The sequence below is a fragment of the Streptomyces sp. NPDC049970 genome, assembly GCF_040660235.1.
In the GTDB taxonomy this organism is placed as follows: Bacteria; Actinomycetota; Actinomycetes; order Streptomycetales; family Streptomycetaceae; genus Streptomyces.
Window position 1 is genome coordinate 168170 of the sequence record NZ_JBFALP010000006.1, and the last position, 17706, is coordinate 185875.

16 protein-coding genes are annotated in these 17706 nt (G+C 70.4%); 10 read left to right on the top strand and 6 right to left on the bottom strand.

Annotated features, from left to right (window positions below; all coding sequences use genetic code 11):
- Positions 1-73 precede the first annotated feature (73 nt).
- The 3 genes from AB0I83_RS14135 to AB0I83_RS14145 all read left to right on the top strand — a co-directional run bounded on the left by AB0I83_RS14135 (position 74) and on the right by AB0I83_RS14145 (position 4063).
- Complete coding sequence (locus AB0I83_RS14135; protein ID WP_363304751.1) at positions 74-1660, top strand: sigma-70 family RNA polymerase sigma factor; 1587 nt, start codon at positions 74-76, stop codon at positions 1658-1660.
- A 195-nt stretch (positions 1661-1855) separates the two neighbouring features.
- Positions 1856-3634, top strand: coding sequence for an FUSC family protein (locus AB0I83_RS14140; RefSeq protein ID WP_363304871.1), 1779 nt, complete (start codon positions 1856-1858; stop codon positions 3632-3634).
- A gap of 51 nt (positions 3635-3685) precedes the next feature.
- Positions 3686-4063 (top strand): VOC family protein, encoded by a 378-nt coding sequence (locus AB0I83_RS14145; RefSeq protein WP_363304752.1) that lies wholly within the window; start codon positions 3686-3688, stop codon positions 4061-4063.
- Positions 4064-4105: 42 nt separating this feature from the next.
- Here AB0I83_RS14145 and AB0I83_RS14150 read toward each other — a convergent pair whose 3' ends face one another.
- The 3 genes from AB0I83_RS14150 to AB0I83_RS14160 all read right to left on the bottom strand — a co-directional run bounded on the left by AB0I83_RS14150 (position 4106) and on the right by AB0I83_RS14160 (position 6987).
- Complete coding sequence (locus AB0I83_RS14150; protein ID WP_363304753.1) at positions 4106-4447, bottom strand: hypothetical protein; 342 nt, start codon at positions 4445-4447, stop codon at positions 4106-4108.
- 92 nt (positions 4448-4539) lie between these two features.
- On the bottom strand, positions 4540-6270 hold the full coding sequence (gene ctaD, locus AB0I83_RS14155; RefSeq protein ID WP_363304754.1) for a cytochrome c oxidase subunit I: 1731 nt from the start codon (positions 6268-6270) through the stop codon (positions 4540-4542).
- Positions 6271-6432: 162 nt separating this feature from the next.
- Complete coding sequence (locus AB0I83_RS14160; RefSeq protein WP_363304755.1) at positions 6433-6987, bottom strand: glycoside hydrolase family 25 protein; 555 nt, start codon at positions 6985-6987, stop codon at positions 6433-6435.
- Between the two features lie 15 nt (positions 6988-7002).
- Here AB0I83_RS14160 and AB0I83_RS14165 point away from each other — a divergent pair, with 15 nt between their 5' ends.
- Both AB0I83_RS14165 and AB0I83_RS14170 read left to right on the top strand, forming a co-directional pair.
- Positions 7003-7839 (top strand): NAD(P)-binding domain-containing protein, encoded by an 837-nt coding sequence (locus AB0I83_RS14165; protein WP_363304872.1) that lies wholly within the window; start codon positions 7003-7005, stop codon positions 7837-7839.
- Positions 7840-8006: 167 nt separating this feature from the next.
- A complete protein-coding gene (locus AB0I83_RS14170) occupies positions 8007-8552 on the top strand; it encodes an SRPBCC family protein (protein ID WP_363304756.1) in 546 nt (181 codons plus the stop codon).
- A gap of 161 nt (positions 8553-8713) precedes the next feature.
- Here the strand turns inward: AB0I83_RS14170 and AB0I83_RS14175 are convergent, their stop codons facing one another.
- Entirely contained in the window at positions 8714-9577 is an 864-nt protein-coding gene (locus AB0I83_RS14175; RefSeq protein ID WP_363304757.1) for a pentapeptide repeat-containing protein, read from the bottom strand.
- 195 nt (positions 9578-9772) lie between these two features.
- Here AB0I83_RS14175 and AB0I83_RS14180 point away from each other — a divergent pair, with 195 nt between their 5' ends.
- Both AB0I83_RS14180 and AB0I83_RS14185 read left to right on the top strand, forming a co-directional pair.
- Positions 9773-10258 carry a hypothetical protein gene (locus tag AB0I83_RS14180; protein WP_363304758.1) on the top strand — a complete coding sequence of 162 codons (486 nt, stop codon included), beginning with the start codon at positions 9773-9775 and terminating at the stop codon, positions 10256-10258.
- An 86-nt stretch (positions 10259-10344) separates the two neighbouring features.
- Positions 10345-10572: a hypothetical protein gene (locus AB0I83_RS14185; protein ID WP_363304759.1), complete on the top strand. Its 228-nt coding sequence runs from the start codon at positions 10345-10347 to the stop codon at positions 10570-10572.
- A gap of 94 nt (positions 10573-10666) precedes the next feature.
- Here AB0I83_RS14185 and AB0I83_RS14190 read toward each other — a convergent pair whose 3' ends face one another.
- A complete protein-coding gene (locus AB0I83_RS14190) occupies positions 10667-11425 on the bottom strand; it encodes a metalloregulator ArsR/SmtB family transcription factor (protein WP_363304760.1) in 759 nt (252 codons plus the stop codon).
- A gap of 213 nt (positions 11426-11638) precedes the next feature.
- Between AB0I83_RS14190 and rhaI the strand changes: the two genes are divergently transcribed.
- The 3 genes from rhaI to AB0I83_RS14205 all read left to right on the top strand — a co-directional run bounded on the left by rhaI (position 11639) and on the right by AB0I83_RS14205 (position 16475).
- On the top strand, positions 11639-12805 hold the full coding sequence (gene rhaI / locus AB0I83_RS14195) for an L-rhamnose isomerase (RefSeq protein ID WP_363304761.1): 1167 nt from the start codon (positions 11639-11641) through the stop codon (positions 12803-12805).
- 60 nt (positions 12806-12865) lie between these two features.
- On the top strand, positions 12866-14911 hold the full coding sequence (locus tag AB0I83_RS14200) for a bifunctional aldolase/short-chain dehydrogenase (protein ID WP_363304762.1): 2046 nt from the start codon (positions 12866-12868) through the stop codon (positions 14909-14911).
- 82 nt (positions 14912-14993) lie between these two features.
- The gene (locus AB0I83_RS14205) at positions 14994-16475 is read left to right on the top strand and encodes a rhamnulokinase family protein (protein ID WP_363304763.1); all 1482 of its coding nucleotides are present in this window, start codon (positions 14994-14996) and stop codon (positions 16473-16475) included.
- Positions 16476-16585: 110 nt separating this feature from the next.
- Here the strand turns inward: AB0I83_RS14205 and AB0I83_RS14210 are convergent, their stop codons facing one another.
- Positions 16586-17644 carry an enoyl-CoA hydratase/isomerase family protein gene (locus AB0I83_RS14210; protein WP_363304764.1) on the bottom strand — a complete coding sequence of 353 codons (1059 nt, stop codon included), beginning with the start codon at positions 17642-17644 and terminating at the stop codon, positions 16586-16588.
- Positions 17645-17706: the final 62 nt, after the last annotated feature.

Genomic DNA, 17706 nt, shown 5'->3' on the forward strand with positions numbered 1-17706 from the left:
TATCGTCCCCGCCGCACAGCGTCTCCCGAGTGTGGGAAGTGACGGAACAGGACCCCGGAAGAGTGAGCACAGCATGGGCGAGGCACGCGAGACGGCGTTGATCAAGGCTGCTCGGAAGGGCGATACGGAGGCACAGGACCGGCTCGTCGCGGCCTACCTGCCGCTCGTCTACAACATCGTCGGCCGCGCGTTGAACGGTCACACCGACGTCGACGACGTCGTTCAGGACAGCGTGCTGCGCATGCTCCGGGGGCTGCCGTCGCTGCGCTCCCCGAAGAGTTTCCGGTCGTGGTTCGTGGCGATCACCATGAACGAGATACGCGGCTACCGGCGTCAGCGCGGTACCGGGGACATATCCGCCGACCCGCTGGGAGACGCCTACGACGTCGTCGATCCCGCCGCCGACTTCGTCGAGCTGACGATCGTGCGGCTCGGCCTGACCGGGCAGCGCCGCGAGGCGGCCGAAGCCACCCGGTGGCTGGACGACGACGACCGCGAGCTGGCGTCGCTGTGGTGGCTGGAGACGGCCGGCGAGCTGACCAGGGCCGAGGTCGCGGACGCCCTCGACCTGTCGCCCCAGCACACCGCGGTACGGGTCCAGCGGATGAAGGAGCGGCTGGAGGCCTCTCGGGTCGTGGTCCGCGCGCTCACCGCGGACCCGCGCTGCGTCCTGCTGGAGGACCTGGCGGCGCGGTGGGACGGGGTGCCCTCCGCCCTCTGGAGAAAGCGGTTGGCCCGCCACGCCCGTGAGTGCACGGTCTGCGCGGGGCACCGGTCGGGGCTGGTTCCGGCGGAGGGACTCCTGGTCGGGCTCGCCCTGGTACCCGTCGCCGCGTCCGCCGGTGGCTCCGGGACCGATCTCCTGCCGACGGCGTTTCTTCCCGCGGCCGCTACGGGCGCCGCATCCGGGCCGGGACGCGCCGAACGCCGCAGGGACGGTGCCCGGCGCCGCCGGCGCACCACCGTTGTCGCGGGACTGGTGGCGGTCAGCGTCCTGGGGGGCGGCGGAGCTGCCGTCCACCTCTACACCGACGACGGCGACGAGGGACCGGCGACCGCCGTCACCCCTCTCGCCGGCCCGTCCGCTCCGGTGACACCGCCCGAGTCCCCCTCGGCATCGCCCTCACCCTCCCCCTCGTCGGCCTCGCCGTCGCCGTCCGCGTCCGCGTCGCCGTCGGCGTCCAGGAGCCGCAGCGCCTCCCCCACGCCGAAGAAGGCGCCGAAGCCGCGCACTGCGTCGTCCAGACCGGCTGCCGCCCCGAAGCCCCCGTCGGCGCCGTCCGTCGCGGACGAGGTCATCGGTCTGGTCAACGCCGAGCGCTCCAAGGCGGGTTGCGCCTCGGTGAGCGGCAACAGCAAGCTGGCGACGGCCGCGTCCCGCCATTCCGCCGACATGGTGGCGCGGGACTACTTCTCCCACACCTCACCGGACGGCACGGACCCGGGCGCCCGCATCACCGCAGCCGGTTACCGGTGGAGCACGTACGGCGAGAACATCGCGAAGGGCCAGCAGACCGCCGAGTCGGTGATGGACGCCTGGATGAACAGCGAGGGGCACCGGGCGAACATCCTCAACTGCGACTTCAAGGAGATCGGCGTGGGCAGGGAGGACTCGCCGGGTGGCCCGGTGTGGACGCAGAACTTCGGTGCGGCGCTCTGACGTCCCGGGTCCGCCCGGCTGTCATACGCCGGAAACGCGCGGGTAGCGCCCGCTCCACGTGAGGGATCTACCCTGGGTGCGTGCCCAGGCCGAAGGCGTCCGCCGGCAGTTACGACGCTTCCCCTCGCACTCAGGAGACCGGTGTCCCCACCTCTTCGTCCGCCCCTCGCGCTGCCTCCGTGGCTGGCCCACGTCATGCGGACCCAGCGCGGCCCCGTCCCGTGGAACGCGGTGACGCGCGGGGCCCTGGCCGCCGTACCGCTGCTCGTGGCGGTACTCGCGGACCGGCCCACCGCAGGGGTTCCCGCGGCGCTCGGCGCGATGCTGGCAGGCATCAACGACCGTCCGGGCAGCCGTCGTGCCTCGGTCGCGCGGCTGGGCTTTCCCGCCGTGGCAGGCGGGGCAGGACTGCTGCTTGGCACCCTGGTCGCGGCCGCCGCGGGAAGCGGCAGGTCCCTGGCCGTCCTGCCGCTGACGATCGGTCTGCTGGGCCTGGTGGCGGGCGCGTTCAGCTCGACCGGCCCCGTCGCGTCGGCGTCCGGCACCCAGGTGCTGGTCGCCACGGTCATCGGGGCGGGCATGCCCCTGCCGGAGCCGGGGCCGGTGCGCGCGCTGCTGTTTCTCGCCGGGGCCGGCTGGCTCCTCCTGCTCCGGCTGCTCCTGCCGTCACCCGGCGGGCTGGGCCACGGACCGTACCGGCTGGACGGAGAACGGGCGGCGGTCGCAGCGGTGTACGAGGCTGCGGCCCGGCTCCTGCGGGCGACGGGCGGGCCCCGGGCCCTCGCCGAACGGGCCGCGCTGAGCGCCGCGCTGGATCACGCCCAGGACGCGCTGGCGGGGCCGCGGCTGCGGCGCTACGCGAGTTCGGCCGCCGAACGCCGACTGCACTCCCAGTACGCGGCGGCGTTCCCGCTGGCCGAGGCCGCGACCGCGCTGGCCTGGGCCGGCGTCCCGCTGCCGGCCAGGATCGCGGAGGGACCTCACAGGCTGGCAGCCGCCGTGCGCACGGGTGAGCCGTGCGGACCGGTGCCGGCGCCGGCGCGGACGGATGCCGGGCTGCGCGCTCTGGACGACGCGCTGCTGCGGGCCGCCACGGTCTTCGACCATCCCGCCGCCGCGCCTTCGGGCAGACCGAAGGGTGAGTCCGTCCCCTCCCTCGTCGGCCGGGCGTGGAGTGCCGCGGGGCGGGAGTACGGCCTGCGGGTCGCGGTGTGCTGCGCGACGAGCACCGTCGTGGCCCAGTTGCTGCATCACGAACACTGGTACTGGCTGCCCGCCACCACGGTTTTCCTCGTCAAGCCCGATCTGGGGCCGCTGGCCTCCCGGGTGGTGTGCCGGGCGGCGGGCACCGTCGCGGGCGCGGCGGTGTTCGGCCTGCTCGCCCTGCTGCTGTCCGGACCGCTCCCCCTGGTCGCGTCGGTGGCGCTCTGCGGCGCGCTCCTTCCTGTGGCGACCCGTCATTTCGCGGTACAGACAGCCGTCGTCACCGTGCTCGTGCTCTGCCTCGTCCTGCTGGGCGGGGAACCCGCTGCGACCTGGGGGCGCGTCGTGGAGTCCCTGCTCGCCTGCGCGACCGTCCTGTTGGTCGGGCACATCCCGCTGCCGGGGAACCGGGGCAACTCCGTGCGGGCCGCGCTCGACACGGCGGCGGGCGCGGCCCACCGCTATCTCGGACACGTACTGGACTCGCCCCAGGACCACGAAGGGAAGGGCGCTCTGCGCCGCGACGCGTACCGGTCACTGGCTGCCGCGCGTACGGTCATCGAGCTGTCGGCGGCCGAACTCCCGACTGTGGCACGGCACTCCGCCGGATCCGCAGGCGTGGCGGAGGCGTTGGAACGGCTCATCGACACGACGACGGCATGTGCGGTGCAGTTGGACCGTCCGTCGTCGGAGCTGCCCCCGTCGCATGCGGAACTGCTCGTACGCCGACTGTCCGAACTCGACCGGGCACGGGCGGCCCCTGCACAATGAGGCCGCTCCCCGCGCGCTCCTGCTGCTCCGGCCGCTCCTAGGATGCGGTACATGATCGCCGAGTTGCAGTGCGTCGTACTCGACTGTCCCGACACGGCCCTGCTGGCCGGTTTCTACGCGGAGTTGCTCGGCGGCAGAACCGACCAGCCCGACAGGCGGTGGACCCTGGGTGAGGACTGGTCGACGGTCCACACCCCGAGCGGGTTCGTCCTCTGCTTCCAGCGGGTAAGGGACCACCTGCCGCCGCAGTGGCCGGATCCCGCCAGGCCGCAGCAGTTCCATCTCGACTTCGGTGTCCCCGATCTGGACCGCGCCGAAGAGCTGGTACTGGGTATGGGGGCGACGTTGCTGGACCGTGGCCCCGACTCCCGTGGCTGGCGGATCTTCGCGGATCCCGCGGGGCATCCGTTCTGCCTGTTGCGACACTGACGTCGGGCGCCCCTGTGCGGATGCGGCGCCCGAGGCCGGATGTCAGCGGCTGATCAGTGTGAGTACGGCGCAGCTGCCGCCCACCGCACCGACGGTGAACACGGACAGGGCCACGCACCGGACTCTGAGCCGGTCGTAGCGAGCGGTGTACTCGCCCCGGAGTTCGACCGCGCGGTCGGCGATCTTCGTGAGGGTCTGCCGGCAGACGGCCATCCTGTACGTGACGTAGACGCGCTCGACGTCCTCCCGCTGGGCGGTGGTGAGCCAGGGCAGTGCCTCGGTGAAGCTGCGGGCCTGTCGGCCGGCCTCCTCGACCTCGGCGTTCCAGAGGAGGTAGCCCTCGACCTGGGCCAGGCCCCGCGCGCTCTCCTTGTCCGGCTTCACACGGTCCTCCTCTTCTCGGGCCCGCGTCGGGTGCGCGAGCCCGGAACGATCCGTACGAGGGTCCGAAGGCCGCCCCGTGGGCAGCCCGGCCCTCAGGCCTGCTTGTCCCCGGGCGCGACCGTGATGGATTCGGCGGGCCGGTTCATCGCCTCCTGGACGCCCTGGATCGAGGGGTAGTGCAGGTCGAACGCGGGTGATTCGGAGCGGATCCGAGGAAGCGTCAGGAAGTTGTGGCGCGGCGGCGGGCAGGAGGTGGCCCATTCGAGCGAACGACCGTAGCCCCAGGGGTCGTCGACCTCGATCTTCCTGCCGTACTTGGCGGTCTTCCAGACGTTGTAGAGGAAGGGCAGCATGGACAGGCCCAGCAGGAACGAGGCGATGGAGGAGATCGTGTTCAGCCCTGTGAAGCCGTCGGCGGCGAGGTAGTCCGCGTAACGGCGCGGCATGCCCTCGGCGCCGAGCCAGTGCTGCACAAGGAAGGTGCCGTGGAACCCCACGAACAGCGTCCAGAAGGTCATCTTCCCGAGCCGCTCGTCCAGCATCTTGCCGGTGAACTTCGGCCACCAGAAATGGAATCCGGCGAACATCGCGAAGACCACAGTGCCGAAGACGACGTAGTGGAAGTGCGCCACCACGAAATAGGAGTCGGAGACGTGGAAGTCCATCGGAGGTGACGCGAGGATCACGCCGGTGAGACCCCCGAAGAGGAAGGTGACCAGGAATCCGATCGACCAGAGCATCGGTGTCTCGAAGGACAGCGAACCCTTCCACATCGTGCCGATCCAGTTGAAGAACTTCACACCGGTCGGCACCGCGATAAGGAAGGTCATGAAGGAGAAGAAGGGCAGGAGCACGCCGCCGGTGACGTACATGTGGTGCGCCCAGACAGTGACCGAGAGACCCGCGATCGCGATCGTCGCACTGATCAGGCCGACGTAGCCGAAAATCGGCTTGCGACTGAACACCGGGATGATCTCGGTGACGATTCCGAAGAACGGCAGCGCGATGATGTACACCTCCGGATGGCCGAAGAACCAGAAGAGGTGCTGCCAGAGCAGTGCTCCGCCGTTCGCCGCGTCGAATACGTGCGCACCGAATTTGCGGTCTGCCTCCAGCGCGAAGAGCGCGGCCGCCAGGACCGGGAACGCCAGCAGTACCAGGACGGCGGTCAGCAGGACGTTCCACACGAAGATCGGCATACGGAACATCGTCATTCCGGGGGCGCGCATGCAGACGATCGTGGTGATGAAGTTGACCGAACCGAGGATCGTGCCGAAGCCGGAGAAGGCCAGACCCATGATCCACATGTCGGCGCCGACACCCGGCGAGCGGACCACGTCCGACAGCGGGGAGTAGGCGAACCATCCGAAGTCGGCCGCACCCTGCGGGGTGAGGAACCCGGCCACGGCGACGAGCGAGCCGAAGAGGTAGAGCCAGTACGCGAACATGTTCAGCCGCGGGAACGCCACGTCGGGCGCGCCGATCTGCAGCGGCATGATCCAGTTCGTGAACCCGGCGAACAGCGGCGTCGCGAACATCAGCAGCATGATCGTGCCGTGCATCGTGAACGCCTGGTTGTACTGCTCGTTCGACACGATCTGGATACCGGGCCGGGCCAGTTCGGCGCGCATCACCAGAGCCAGCACACCGCCGAGGATGAAGAACGCGAACGACGTGATCAGGTACATCGTGCCGATCGTCTTGTGGTCGGTGGTGGTCAGCCACCTGATGACCACGTTCCCCGGCTCCCGACGCCGTACGGGCAGTTCGTCCTGGTAGGCGTCATCGGCTTCCACCGATACTGAGGGGCCCCTCGTCGTCACTGCGGCACTCCTTCGGTCGACGGCCGATTGCTGACTCGGCGACCAGAATGGACTCCCCCAGGCCACGGCGCAGGTCATCTCCCTGCGCACTGCACCAGTGGCTGTCAAAGGACACTCCACTGGCCGATGGCCACGATGCCGTCGTTGACGCGCGTCCCGCTCTCAGGCCTCCCCCGCCCAGGCCCGCATCGCCTCCCTGGAGCGGAAGTCGGCCACGTTCCTGTCGAGCGGGTGGTCGGTGTACTGGTGAATACGCCAGGCGGCCTCGATCCGTGGTTCGCCGGCCGTGCCGTAGTCGGCGATCCAGAGCCCGTCACCGGCGTACGAACTGGTGTCGTGGGTCCGCCAGAAGGAACGGTTGCAGTAGAGCAGGACGCGGCGATCCGGCCTCAGTCTCTTCACCTCACGAATGAAGAGGTCCTTGTCGGCGCTGCCGGCACGCGTTCCGTCGCCGGTCTGTTCCCAGTCGACGGCGAGGAGGTCACCGGCCCGTTCCGGCGTCCCCTCCACGAAATGCGCGGCCTGTTCCTTCGCGTGTCCGGGCCAGAGAAAATGATAGAAACCGATGATGCAACCGGCATCCCGGGCACGCTTCACCTGACCCGTCAGTCTCGGATTGACGTAGGTCCGGCCCTCCGTCGCCTTGACGAAGACGAAGTCCAGACCGTCCGTGTCGAAGTCGGTCTGATACGAGCTGACGTCGACGCCGTGCAGCACGAACGCCACCTCCAAATGGGGCAAAGTTGTTCCGCTTCTTCTGCTCCATACGTGCCCCTGCTCGGCCCTCTCATCCTCCGCACGATCGCTGAATCGATTCGGCAGACACGGAACGGAATAGTCTCCGGCCGTCGCCGGTTGATGATCCGGCGAGACACCTCGAGGTCTCGCACCCGCAACAGAAAGGCCAGGACCATGAAGATCGGCATCATCGGGGCAGGCAACATCGGCGGCAATCTGACCCGGCGTCTCACCGCTCTGGGACACGACGTAGCGGTCGCCAACTCCCGCGGGCCCGAGACCCTCAAGGCCCTGGCGGAGGAGACGGGGGCCACACCGGTCACATCGACGGAGGCGGCGCGCGATGCCGAGATCGTCGTGGTGACCGTTCCGCTGGGGTCGGTGCCCGACCTGCCCTCGGGCATCCTCGACGGTGCGGCAGAGGGCGTCGTGGTCATCGACACGGGCAACTACTACCCGCAGCGCGACGGGCGGATCCCGGCGATCGAGGACGGGCTGACGGAGAGCAGGTGGACCGAGCAGCACATCGGCCACCCGGTCATCAAGGCGTTCAACGGGACGTACGCACAGGACATCCTGGAAAGGCCGCTCCCCCACGGCGCCCCGGGCCGGCAGGCCCTACCGGTAGCGGGTGACGACCTGGCGGCCAAGCGGACGGTGCGGGACCTGATCGACGAACTGGGCTTCGACACCGTCGACGCCGGCGGCCTCGACGACTCCTGGCGTCAGCAGCCCGGTACACCCGTGTACGGGAACCGCGGCGACGCCGAGGCCATCACCGTGGCGCTGGCCGAAGCGTCGCCGGAGCGCGGCGCCGAGTGGCGTGCCTGACACCTGGCCCGGCGGCGTCCGGCAGTGCGGGCTTGCGAGGTCCGGTGCCTGGACCGTGGTGCGTGTGGGACACACTGTCCAACGAAACCAGCGCCTCCGAGCGTTCGCAGATGATCCGTCCGGCTTCCCTCGGGTCGCGCCGGTCGGCCGAGGACAGGAGTCTCCCCATGCCCCGCACCATGTCAGTGTCGGACAGCATCCTGATCCGGGCGGAGCCGTCCGTGGTGTACGAACAGCTCAGCGATCCCACCGCGATGGGTCGCTGGAGTCCGGAGAACAGGGGCGCACGGGTGCTCGGGGAGCGCCGCGGAGCCTATGTCGGCATGGTCTTCGAAGGCCGCAACAAGCGCGGTTCCTTCCGCTGGACGACGAGGTGCACGGTCACGGCCGCCGACCCCGGTGAGCGGTTCGCGTTCCGCGTCCACGCGATCGGGGCACGACGCCCGCGGCTCCCGGGGGCCATAGCCCTGTGGGAGTACCGCTTCGAAGGGGTCGACGGCTCCACACGGGTCACGGAGACCTGGACGGACAACAGGCGGTCGTGGCCGGACTTCCTCGCCAACGCGTTCGACCGGGTCGCGACGCGGGGGCACACGTTCGCGGAGTTCCAGCGCGGAAACATCCGTACGACGCTGGAGCGGCTGAAGGCTGCCATGGAGCAGGACACCGGAGAGTCGGACGGCCGCACGGCGGAGGACCCGGTTCGTGGGTGACGCGAGGTCCGGCCGGAGTCGGACGTACGGCGCCGCGACACGGACCGCCGGACGTCGGGCCGTTCCGCACACCGTCGCCGTGAGGGTCGCCAGGCAGCACGCCGTCGCCGTGGAGGCCTGCGGGACCGGCTTCCCCGGGATCTGTCTGGTCACGCCGGTACTCAGCCCGCAGGGAGCCCGCTGCCCGCCCAGTTCGCGGGCCGGGTCAGGGAGGGCGGCAGCCGGGTGGCGGCGTTCCCCTTCGCCGCGTTCACCTGGGTCTGGGTGAGGTAGAGGGCCCCGGTGAGGTCGGCGTCGGACAGGTCGGCGTCACGGAGGTCCGCACCGATGAGGTCGGCGCTACGGAGGTCCGCGCCGCGGAGGTCGGCCGCGATGAGATACGCACCGCGCAGGTCGACCCCGCGCAGGTTCGCCCCGGTGAGCCGGGCACCGATGAGGTCGGCACCACGTCGACCGCGCTTCCCGCGCCCGGGCACGGTGGCACGTTCGAGTTCACCGGCCCGCTTCAGCAGGACAGCGACCGTGTCGCGGTGCGGGGAGAGATCCAGCTCGGCGAGTTCGTCGGCCGAAAGGCGGGTGAGGCGTTCGGTGGTGCTGCGGGCAACGCGGAGCTCGGCGTGCAGGGTTGCGGCAGCGGGGAGGCCGAGGGCCTCGGTCAGGTACCAGAGCAGTTCGTGAAGCTGCCTCATCACCGGGAACACCTGGAACATCTGCTGGGCGACGTCCGGTGCCGAGCGCCAGTCCCGGCCGGCGTAGGTCTCCTGGGAGACCTTCTGGCCGGCACCGAAGCAGTCGTACACGGTGCAGCCGGAGAAGCCTTCCGGCCTCAGCCGGGTGTGGATCCCGCAGCGGAAGTCCTCCGCGAGGTTGGGGCAGGGGGTGCCCGGCTCCTTGTCGATCGCGAAGTCCGCGGACGCGGTCAGGGTGAGGGCGACGCAGCACAGTCCGAAGCAGTCGGCACAGTCGGCGCGCAGAGCCACCCGGTCGGCGAGAGGTGCCGCGGACGGGTCGTCTGTGTCGGACACGAGGGTGGTTCCTCCGGTGGGTGCGGTAACCCGGTGAGTTTAGCCGCGCGCCCGGTCGGACAGGGCCGCGGACGGCACTCGACAGGTTTCCGGCAAAGGCGGGGACACGACCGCCGGAGCGGTGACGAGTGGCGATGTCAGTGGCCGGGCGCACACTTGGCCGCATCGGCTCGGCATCGGTGGAGGGGGCAGCACATGAGCGGGGCGGAGCAAGGGGGGTTCGAGCCCGCGACCGGCGACGGCCCTGCGGCACCGGCGGGGGAATGTCCGGGCGGACGTGCCGGGGAGTTGCGCACCGCGTTCGAGGGGCTGCTCCAGATCAGACGCCTGACCGGCGGGGGATGCGCCGGACCGGAAGGCGCGCCCGCGGATTGGGAGCGTCACCGGCCGGTGCGTGCCGTGGCGTTGGCGCTGGAGGCCTCCGGGATACCCCCTTCGGCGGTCGGACCGTCCGGGGAGCGGACGGCCACGGGCTACCGCGTGTGCGAGAGCGGCGTTCCCGGGTCGGTGCGCGTGGAGTGGGCCGGTCCGCCGGGCAGCGGAGTCGCCCACGACGAGGAGGAGGCACTGGCCGGCTGCGTCGAAGTGCTGAGGCGACTCGGCTGGACGGCCCTGCTGTACCGGGGGCCGCGCCGACGGCGCTTCCTGGAGGTCGAGCCACCGCCCGTCGCTCGCGTGTGAGCGGCTTGTCCACGCCGGGAAGGGCGGGTTGTCGGACCCAAGGGGGATGCTTGACGGTCCGACACCTCTGACCGGGAGATGCTGAGATGCACGAAGCCGAAATCGCCGCGGCCCAGGCGTACGTCCGCTTACTCGCCGCCACACGCGCCGCCCTCGCCGACCCGGCCGATGCCCCGCTGTACATGCCGCTGCTCGCCTCGCCCATACGGGAGGCGGACGATGCCCTGCGGAGTGCCGGCCTTGCCGGGAACGAGGACGAATTCTTCGATCTCGTCCGGAAGCTTCGGCCGACCCTGTCCGGCTCCGACCGCTGACGGGGCGCGTTCCTGGGAAGGCCCCCCGCTCCCGGATGGGGGCGGGGTTCCGGCCGTGCGTCACCCGTGACCGGTCTCGGCGCCGGGCCTCCGCCTATTCGCCGCTGTACATCAACGAACCAGGTGTGGTGAGCAGTTCGCCCGTCTCCAGCCATGTCTTCAGGCCGGAGAGGATCATCGGCCAACCACCGTACAGCTCGTCGTTGGCGCCCTCGCGCAGTTCGTCGTGGGTGACGGTCAGCCGGCAGGAGTCGCCGACGGGCTCGATCTCCCAGGTGATGCGGGTGGAGCCCTCGCTCCTCACCTCGTCGCTCCAGAGCGCGACCATGCTCTGGACGAGCCTGCGGGGCGGGTCGACCTCCAGGTTCCGGCCTTCGCCGAGCGGACCCGGAGCGCCGGGGGCTCCCATCTCGAAGCTCGACCCCTCGGTCCAGTCCGATGTGACGCGGGCGCCGAAGTTGTACTTGCTTCTGATATCGGGATCGGTGATCGCCTCCCAGAGGCGTTCGGGAGTGGTACGGATGTAGATCTCGAAGACCTTCTCCATGGGACTCTCCAGTCGGCTCTTGAGGTCGCTGAGCCCGGCGGTCCAGGGCTCCGCGTACTTGCTCACCCACCGGTCGTGGACGAGCCGGATGGGCACCGGGTTCAGGAAGTGGAGCTTCTCCCGGCCGCGCCGTCGTGTGACGACGAGGCCCGCCGCCTCCAGCAGCTTGAGGTGCTTCATCACGGCGAACCGCGTGATGTCGAAGCGGGCCTCCAGCGCACCCAGTGTCTGCCCGTCGTCGCGGAACAGCTCGTCGAGAAGACTTCGCCGCGTCGGGTCCGCCAGAGCTTTGAACACCGCATCCATACATCCAAAATATGTGACCTTTTGGTCACCTGTCAATCCGGACGGATTCTCCGACCGCCTCGGATCGGGTGCGATGAATTGATTCAAATCAAAGAAGAAACTTGATGGGCTGCTTGACTAGCAACACCACCCAAACCTAGCGTACGTTCCGGATGAAACGATTCACATCCCGATCCCGAGCGGTCGCCGGATGACTCTGCTTACGAGGTGTTCATGTCTGATGTGTCGGCCGTCAAGGCAGCTCTGAGGTCCCAGGTCATCGAGACGCCGTCCTGGGGCTACGGGAACTCCGGGACGCGATTCAAGGTGTTCGCCCAGCCCGGGGTCCCTCGCGATCCGTTCGAGAAGCTGGCGGACGCGGCGCAGGTTCATTCGCACACCGGAGTGGCGCCGAAGGTCTCGCTGCACATCCCGTGGGACAGGGTCGAGGACTACGCGGCGCTGACCCGGTACGCCGAGGGTCTGGGGCTGCGCATCGGTGCGATCAACTCCAACGTCTTCCAGGACGACGACTACAAGCTGGGCTCCGTCACCCATCCGGACCCGAAGGTCCGCCGGAAGGCGACCGATCATCTGCTCGAGTGCGTCGACATCATGGACGCCACCGGCTCCCCCGACCTCAAGCTGTGGTTCTCGGACGGCACCAACTACCCGGGCCAGGACGACATCGTGGGCCGCCAGGACAGGCTGGCCGAGGCGCTCGCCGAGATCTACGAACGCCTGGGCGACGACCAGCGGATGCTGTTGGAGTACAAGCTCTTCGAGCCCGCCTTCTACACCACCGACGTCCCGGACTGGGGCACCTCGTACGCCCACTGCCTGAAGCTCGGCCCGAAGGCGCAGGTCGTCGTGGACACCGGACACCACGCGCCCGGCACCAACATCGAGTTCATCGTCGCCTTCCTGCTGCGCGAGGGAAAACTCGGCGCCTTCGACTTCAACTCCCGCTTCTACGCCGACGACGACCTCATGGCCGGCGCCGCGGACCCCTTCCAGCTGTTCCGGATCATGCACGAGGTGGTCAAGAACGGCGGCCTCGACGCCTCGACCAACGTCAACTTCATGCTGGACCAGTGCCACAACATCGAGGCCAAGATCCCCGCCGTCATCCGCTCGGTCACCAACGTCCAGGAGGCGACCGCCAAGGCGTTGCTGATCGACGCCGAGGCGCTGGCCGCCGCGCAGCGTTCCGGCGATGTGCTCGCCTCCAACGGCGTGCTGATGGATGCGTTCAACACCGATGTGCGGCCGCTGCTCGCCGAGGTCCGCGAGGAACTCGGCCTGGCGCGTGACCCGTTCGCGGCGTATCTCGCCTCCGGCAACCAGGAGCGCATCGCCGCCGACCGCGTCGGAGGCACACAGGCCGGCTGGGGCGCCTGAGACCGTCCTGCCCGCCTCCGAAGCACTCGCCGCTCGTCCCGTCTTCCCGAAGGAACCCTCATGACGTCCGCGACGCACGCCGAGGTCGCCGCGCTCCTGGAGCGCGCCCACCGGATCGGCTCCGATCCCCGCAACACGAACTACGCCGGGGGCAACGCCTCGGCCAAGGCGACGGAGACAGACCCCGTCACCGGCGGCGAGGCCGAACTCCTCTGGGTCAAGGGCTCGGGCGGTGATCTCGGAACGCTGACAGAGGCCGGGCTCGCCGTGCTCCGGCTGGACCGGGTCCGCGCGCTGAAGGACGTGTACCCGGGGGTGGACCGCGAGGACGAGATGGTCCAGGCGTTCGACTACTGCCTGCACGGAAAGGGCGGTGCCGCCCCGTCCATCGACACCGCGATGCACGCGCTGGTCGAGGCCGCACACGTCGACCACCTGCACCCGGATTCCGGTATCGCGCTCGCCTGCGCCGCGAACGGCGAGAAGCTGACCGCCGAGTGCTTCGGTGACAGGGTGGCCTGGGTCGGCTGGCGGCGCCCCGGTTTCCAGCTCGGCCTCGACATCGCCGCCGTCAAGGAGGCCAACCCGCAGGCCGTCGGCGTGATCCTGGGCGGCCATGGCATCACGGCGTGGGGCGGGACCTCCGAGGAGTGCGAGCGCAACGCCCTCTGGATGATCCGTACCGCCGAGCGCTTCATCGAGGAGCACGGCAGGACCGAACCGTTCGGCCCCGTACTGGCCGGGCGGGAGGCCCTGGACGAACAGGTGCGCCGCGAGCGGGCGGCGGCGCTCGCCCCGGTGATCCGGGGGCTCGCGTCCACGGACCGCCCGCAGGTGGGTCACTTCACCGACACGGCCCCCGTACTGGACTTCCTGTCGCGGGCCGAGCACCCCCGGCTCGCCGCGCTAGGCACGTCCTGCCCGGACCACTTCCTCCGCACGAAGGTCACCCCGCTCGTCCTCGACCTGCCGGCCGACGCCCCGCTGGAGGACGCGGTGGCCAGGCTGGAGGTGCTCCACGGAGAGTACCGGGAGGCGTACCGCGCGTACTACGAACGCCATGCCGCACCCGAGTCACCCGCGATGCGGGGAGCGGACCCGGCGATCGTGCTGGTGCCCGGTGTCGGCATGTTCTCCTACGGCAAGGACAAGCAGACGGCCCGGGTCGCCGGCGAGTTCTACCTCAACGCGATCAACGTGATGCGGGGCGCCGAGTCCGTGTCCGCCTACGCCCCGATCGAGGAGTCCGAGAAGTTCCGCATCGAGTACTGGGAGCTGGAGGAGGCGAAGCTCCGCCGGATGCCGAAGCCGAAGGCGCTGGCCACACGGGTGGCACTCGTGACCGGCGCGGGGTCGGGCATCGGCAGGGCCATCGCGCACCGACTCGTCGCGGAGGGCGCCTGCGTCGTCGTGGCCGACCTGAACGCCCGTGCCGCCGCGGCCGTGGCCGAGGAGCTCGGCGGTCCGGACAGGGCCGTCGCCGTGACGGTCGACGTCACCGACGAGGACCAGATCACCGGCGCCTTCAAGGCCGCGGTCCTCGCGTTCGGCGGTGTGGACCTGGTCGTGAACAACGCCGGGATCTCCATCTCCAAGCCACTCCTGGAGACCACAGCCCGGGACTGGGACGTGCAGCACGCCATCATGGCGCGCGGTTCCTTCCTCGTGTCCCGCGAGGCCGCACGGGTCATGAGGGCGCAGGACCTCGGCGGCGACATCGTCTACATCGCGTCCAAGAACGCCGTGTTCGCGGGCCGGAACAACATCGCGTACTCGGCCACCAAGGCGGACCAGGCGCACCAGGTCAGGTTGCTGGCGGCCGAGTTGGGTGAACACGGCATCCGGGTCAACGGTGTCAACCCCGACGGAGTGGTGCGGGGTTCCGGAATCTTCGCGGCCGGATGGGGCGCGCAACGCGCTGCGACGTACGGCATCGAGGAGGAGGAACTGGGCGAGTTCTACGCACAGCGCACGATCCTCAAGCGCGAGGTGCTGCCGGAGCACGTCGCCAACGCCGTGTTCGCTCTGACGGGCGGAGACCTCACCCACACCACCGGCCTCCACATCCCCGTCGACGCCGGTGTGGCGGCGGCGTTCCTGCGCTGACCACCTGACGTGCCGCCGCGCCCCGGGAGCCTGTCGGGCGGGCTCCCGGGGCGCGGCTCCGCCCTGATCGGATGAGACTTCCATGCCTGCGACTTCACGAAACGACCCGGTGTTCGCCGCGGTGGACCTCGGGGCGACCAGCGGCCGGGTGATCACCGGCCGGGTCGGACCGGACGATCTGGTGCTGACCGAGGCACACCGCTTCGCCAACACCCCGGTCCGGCTCCCGGACGGGCTGCGCTGGGACGTCCTCGCCCTCCACCAGGGCGTTCTGGACGGTTTGCGCGCCGCGGCGCGCACGGGCCCGGTCATCTCGGTGGGCATCGACACCTGGGCGGTCGACTACGGCCTCCTCGACGCCGACGGGTCGCTCCTCGGGATCCCGTACCACTACCGTGACGGGCGCAGCGGCGCCGCGGCCGAGCGGGTGCTCGCGGACATCGGCGCGCGGGAACTGTACGGGATCACCGGACTGCAGCACCTGCCGTTCAACACCCTCTTCCAGTTGGCCGCACACCGGACGACCGCCCAGTGGAACACGGCCAGGACGCTGCTTCTGATGCCTGATCTGCTGGTGTACTGGCTGACCGGGACGGTGGGGGCGGAGGTGACGAACGCGTCCACGACCGGCCTTTTCGACGCGAGGACCGGCACCTGGTCGGATGCGCTGATCGGGCGGCTGGGGCTGGACCGGTCGCTGTTTCCGCCACTGCGCGAACCGGGCTGCGTCGCGGGGACCCTGCTGCCCGAGGTCGCCGGGCCGACGGGACTTCCGGCCGGCACGCCGGTGGTCGCGGTCGCTTCGCACGACACCGCGTCCGCGGTCGCCGCGGTACCCGCCACCGAGCCGGGGTTCGCGTACGTGTCGTGCGGCACCTGGTCGTTGGCCGGCCTCGAACTGGACGCGCCGGTACTGACGGAGGAATCGAGGGCGGCCAACTTCACCAACGAGCGCGGGATCGACGGGACGGTCCGCTACCTGCGCAACATCATGGGCATGTGGCTGCTGGAGGAGTGCCGGCGCTCCTGGGCACGCGACGGTGTCTCCACGTCGTTGTCCGACCTCCTCGGGGCCGCGGCCCGTGCCCGGCCCTTCGCCGCGGTGATCGACCCAGACGATCCGTCGTTCCTCGCGCCGGGTGACATGCCGTCGCGGATCGACGCCGCGCTCACCCGGACCGGACAGGATCTGCCCGACGGCCCGGGCGGATACGTGCGGTGCGTGCTGGAGAGTCTGGCTCTGGCGCATCGCAGGACACTGCGCGAGGCGGCGCGTCTGGCGGGCCGGGAGCTGACCCGGGTCCATCTGGTCGGCGGCGGCTCGCGCAACGAGTTGCTGTGCCGGTGGACCGCCGACGCGACCGGGCTGCCCGTCACCGCGGGGCCCGCCGAGGCCACAGCGCTCGGCAACGTACTGCTCCAGGCGCGGGCCCACGGGTCGGTCGGCGGGCTCGCGGACATGCGGGGGCTGGTCGCCCGCACCCAGGAACTGCGTCACTACGTCCCTCAGGGGGACCCGTCGGCCTGGGACAGGGCGGAGGACCGGCTGGCGGTACGCGGCTGACCACCCGCCCGCACCGGTCCCTGCGGCCCACGGCCGAGCATCCCCGCAGGTCCGGCGCCGACCGGGACCGGCCCCCTGCGGGGCGGCGGAGCTGCGGGGCGTTCCGCGGGTCAGTGTGCGGACAGGCCGAGCTCCTGATCACCGAGCGGTTCGAAGTAGCGGGCGACGTCGGCCGGGGTGACATCTCCGGGCTCCGCGGGGCTCCACCGCGGGTTGCGGTCCTTGTCGACGATCCGAGCGCGGACGCCCTCCACCAGGTCCGGTCCGTCGAACGCGCGGCAGGAGACGCGGAACTCCTGGTCGAGGACGGCTTCGAGACTGGTCAGGTGCCTGGCGCGGCGTAGGGCGGCCAGGGTCACCTTGAGCGCGGTGGGTGACACCGCCTGGAGGGTGGTGACGGCCTCCTTCGCGGCGGGCAGGCCGCTGTCCAGCAGGCGGTCGATGACCTCCTCCACCGTGTCCGCCGCATAGCACTCGTCGATCCATCCCCGCTGGCCCGCGAGTTCCCCTTCCGGGGCCTCGGTGGTGAACCGGCGCACGGTGTCCGTGACCTCGGTGGGGGTGGCGCACCGGGACAGCGCGGCGGTGAGCTCGGTGAGGCGGTGCGAGGGGACGAAGTGGTCGGCCAGTCCGCACAGGACCGCGTCGGCGGCGCCGACCGCCCTCCCCGTGAGCGCCAGGTGCGTGCCGAGCTCACCGGGTGCCCCGGCCAGCAGTCGGGTGCCGCCGACGTCGGGCACGAAGCCGATGCCGGTCTCGGGCATGGCGACGCGCGACCGCTCGGTGACGACACGTACGTCGCCGTGGGCGGAGATCCCCACCCCGCCGCCCATCACGATGCCGTCCATGAGCGCCACGTAGGGCTTGGGGAACCCGGCGATCCGCGCGTTCAGCCGGTACTCGTCCCGCCAGAAGTCCACGGATGCGCGACGGCCGGCACGGGCGTCCTCGTAGATGGACCGGATGTCGCCGCCCGCGCAGAGGCCTCGGTCGCCGGATCCCGCGATCACGACGGCGGTGACGTCGTCGTCACCGGCCGCCCGCGTGAGCGCCTCGTCGATGCCGCGCACCATGGTGTGGGTGAGAGCGTTCAGGGCGCGTGGGCGGTTGAGGGTGATGTGCAGGACACGGCCCGCGGTGTGCAGCAGGACGGGCTCGTCGTCGTTCATGTATGCGCTCCGGTCAGCCGTGGACGGTCTGTGCGTGCCATTCTGCGACGGCCCCCGCGGGG

What these genes read in the sequence shown, in the direction of transcription:
- AB0I83_RS14180 (WP_363304758.1), top strand. Translation starts at nt 9,773, where the DNA reads ATGAGCGGGGCGGAGCAAGGGGGGTTCGAGCCCGCGACCGGCGACGGC.
- AB0I83_RS14135 (WP_363304751.1), top strand. Translation starts at nt 74, where the DNA reads ATGGGCGAGGCACGCGAGACGGCGTTGATCAAGGCTGCTCGGAAGGGC.
- AB0I83_RS14210 (WP_363304764.1), bottom strand. Translation starts at nt 17,644, where the DNA reads ATGAACGACGACGAGCCCGTCCTGCTGCACACCGCGGGCCGTGTCCTG.
- AB0I83_RS14170 (WP_363304756.1), top strand. Translation starts at nt 8,007, where the DNA reads ATGCCCCGCACCATGTCAGTGTCGGACAGCATCCTGATCCGGGCGGAG.
- AB0I83_RS14145 (WP_363304752.1), top strand. Translation starts at nt 3,686, where the DNA reads ATGATCGCCGAGTTGCAGTGCGTCGTACTCGACTGTCCCGACACGGCC.
- AB0I83_RS14185 (WP_363304759.1), top strand. Translation starts at nt 10,345, where the DNA reads ATGCACGAAGCCGAAATCGCCGCGGCCCAGGCGTACGTCCGCTTACTC.
- AB0I83_RS14190 (WP_363304760.1), bottom strand. Translation starts at nt 11,425, where the DNA reads ATGGATGCGGTGTTCAAAGCTCTGGCGGACCCGACGCGGCGAAGTCTT.
- AB0I83_RS14200 (WP_363304762.1), top strand. Translation starts at nt 12,866, where the DNA reads ATGACGTCCGCGACGCACGCCGAGGTCGCCGCGCTCCTGGAGCGCGCC.
- AB0I83_RS14205 (WP_363304763.1), top strand. Translation starts at nt 14,994, where the DNA reads ATGCCTGCGACTTCACGAAACGACCCGGTGTTCGCCGCGGTGGACCTC.
- AB0I83_RS14140 (WP_363304871.1), top strand. Translation starts at nt 1,856, where the DNA reads ATGCGGACCCAGCGCGGCCCCGTCCCGTGGAACGCGGTGACGCGCGGG.
- AB0I83_RS14165 (WP_363304872.1), top strand. Translation starts at nt 7,003, where the DNA reads ATGGGGCAAAGTTGTTCCGCTTCTTCTGCTCCATACGTGCCCCTGCTC.
- rhaI (WP_363304761.1), top strand. Translation starts at nt 11,639, where the DNA reads ATGTCTGATGTGTCGGCCGTCAAGGCAGCTCTGAGGTCCCAGGTCATC.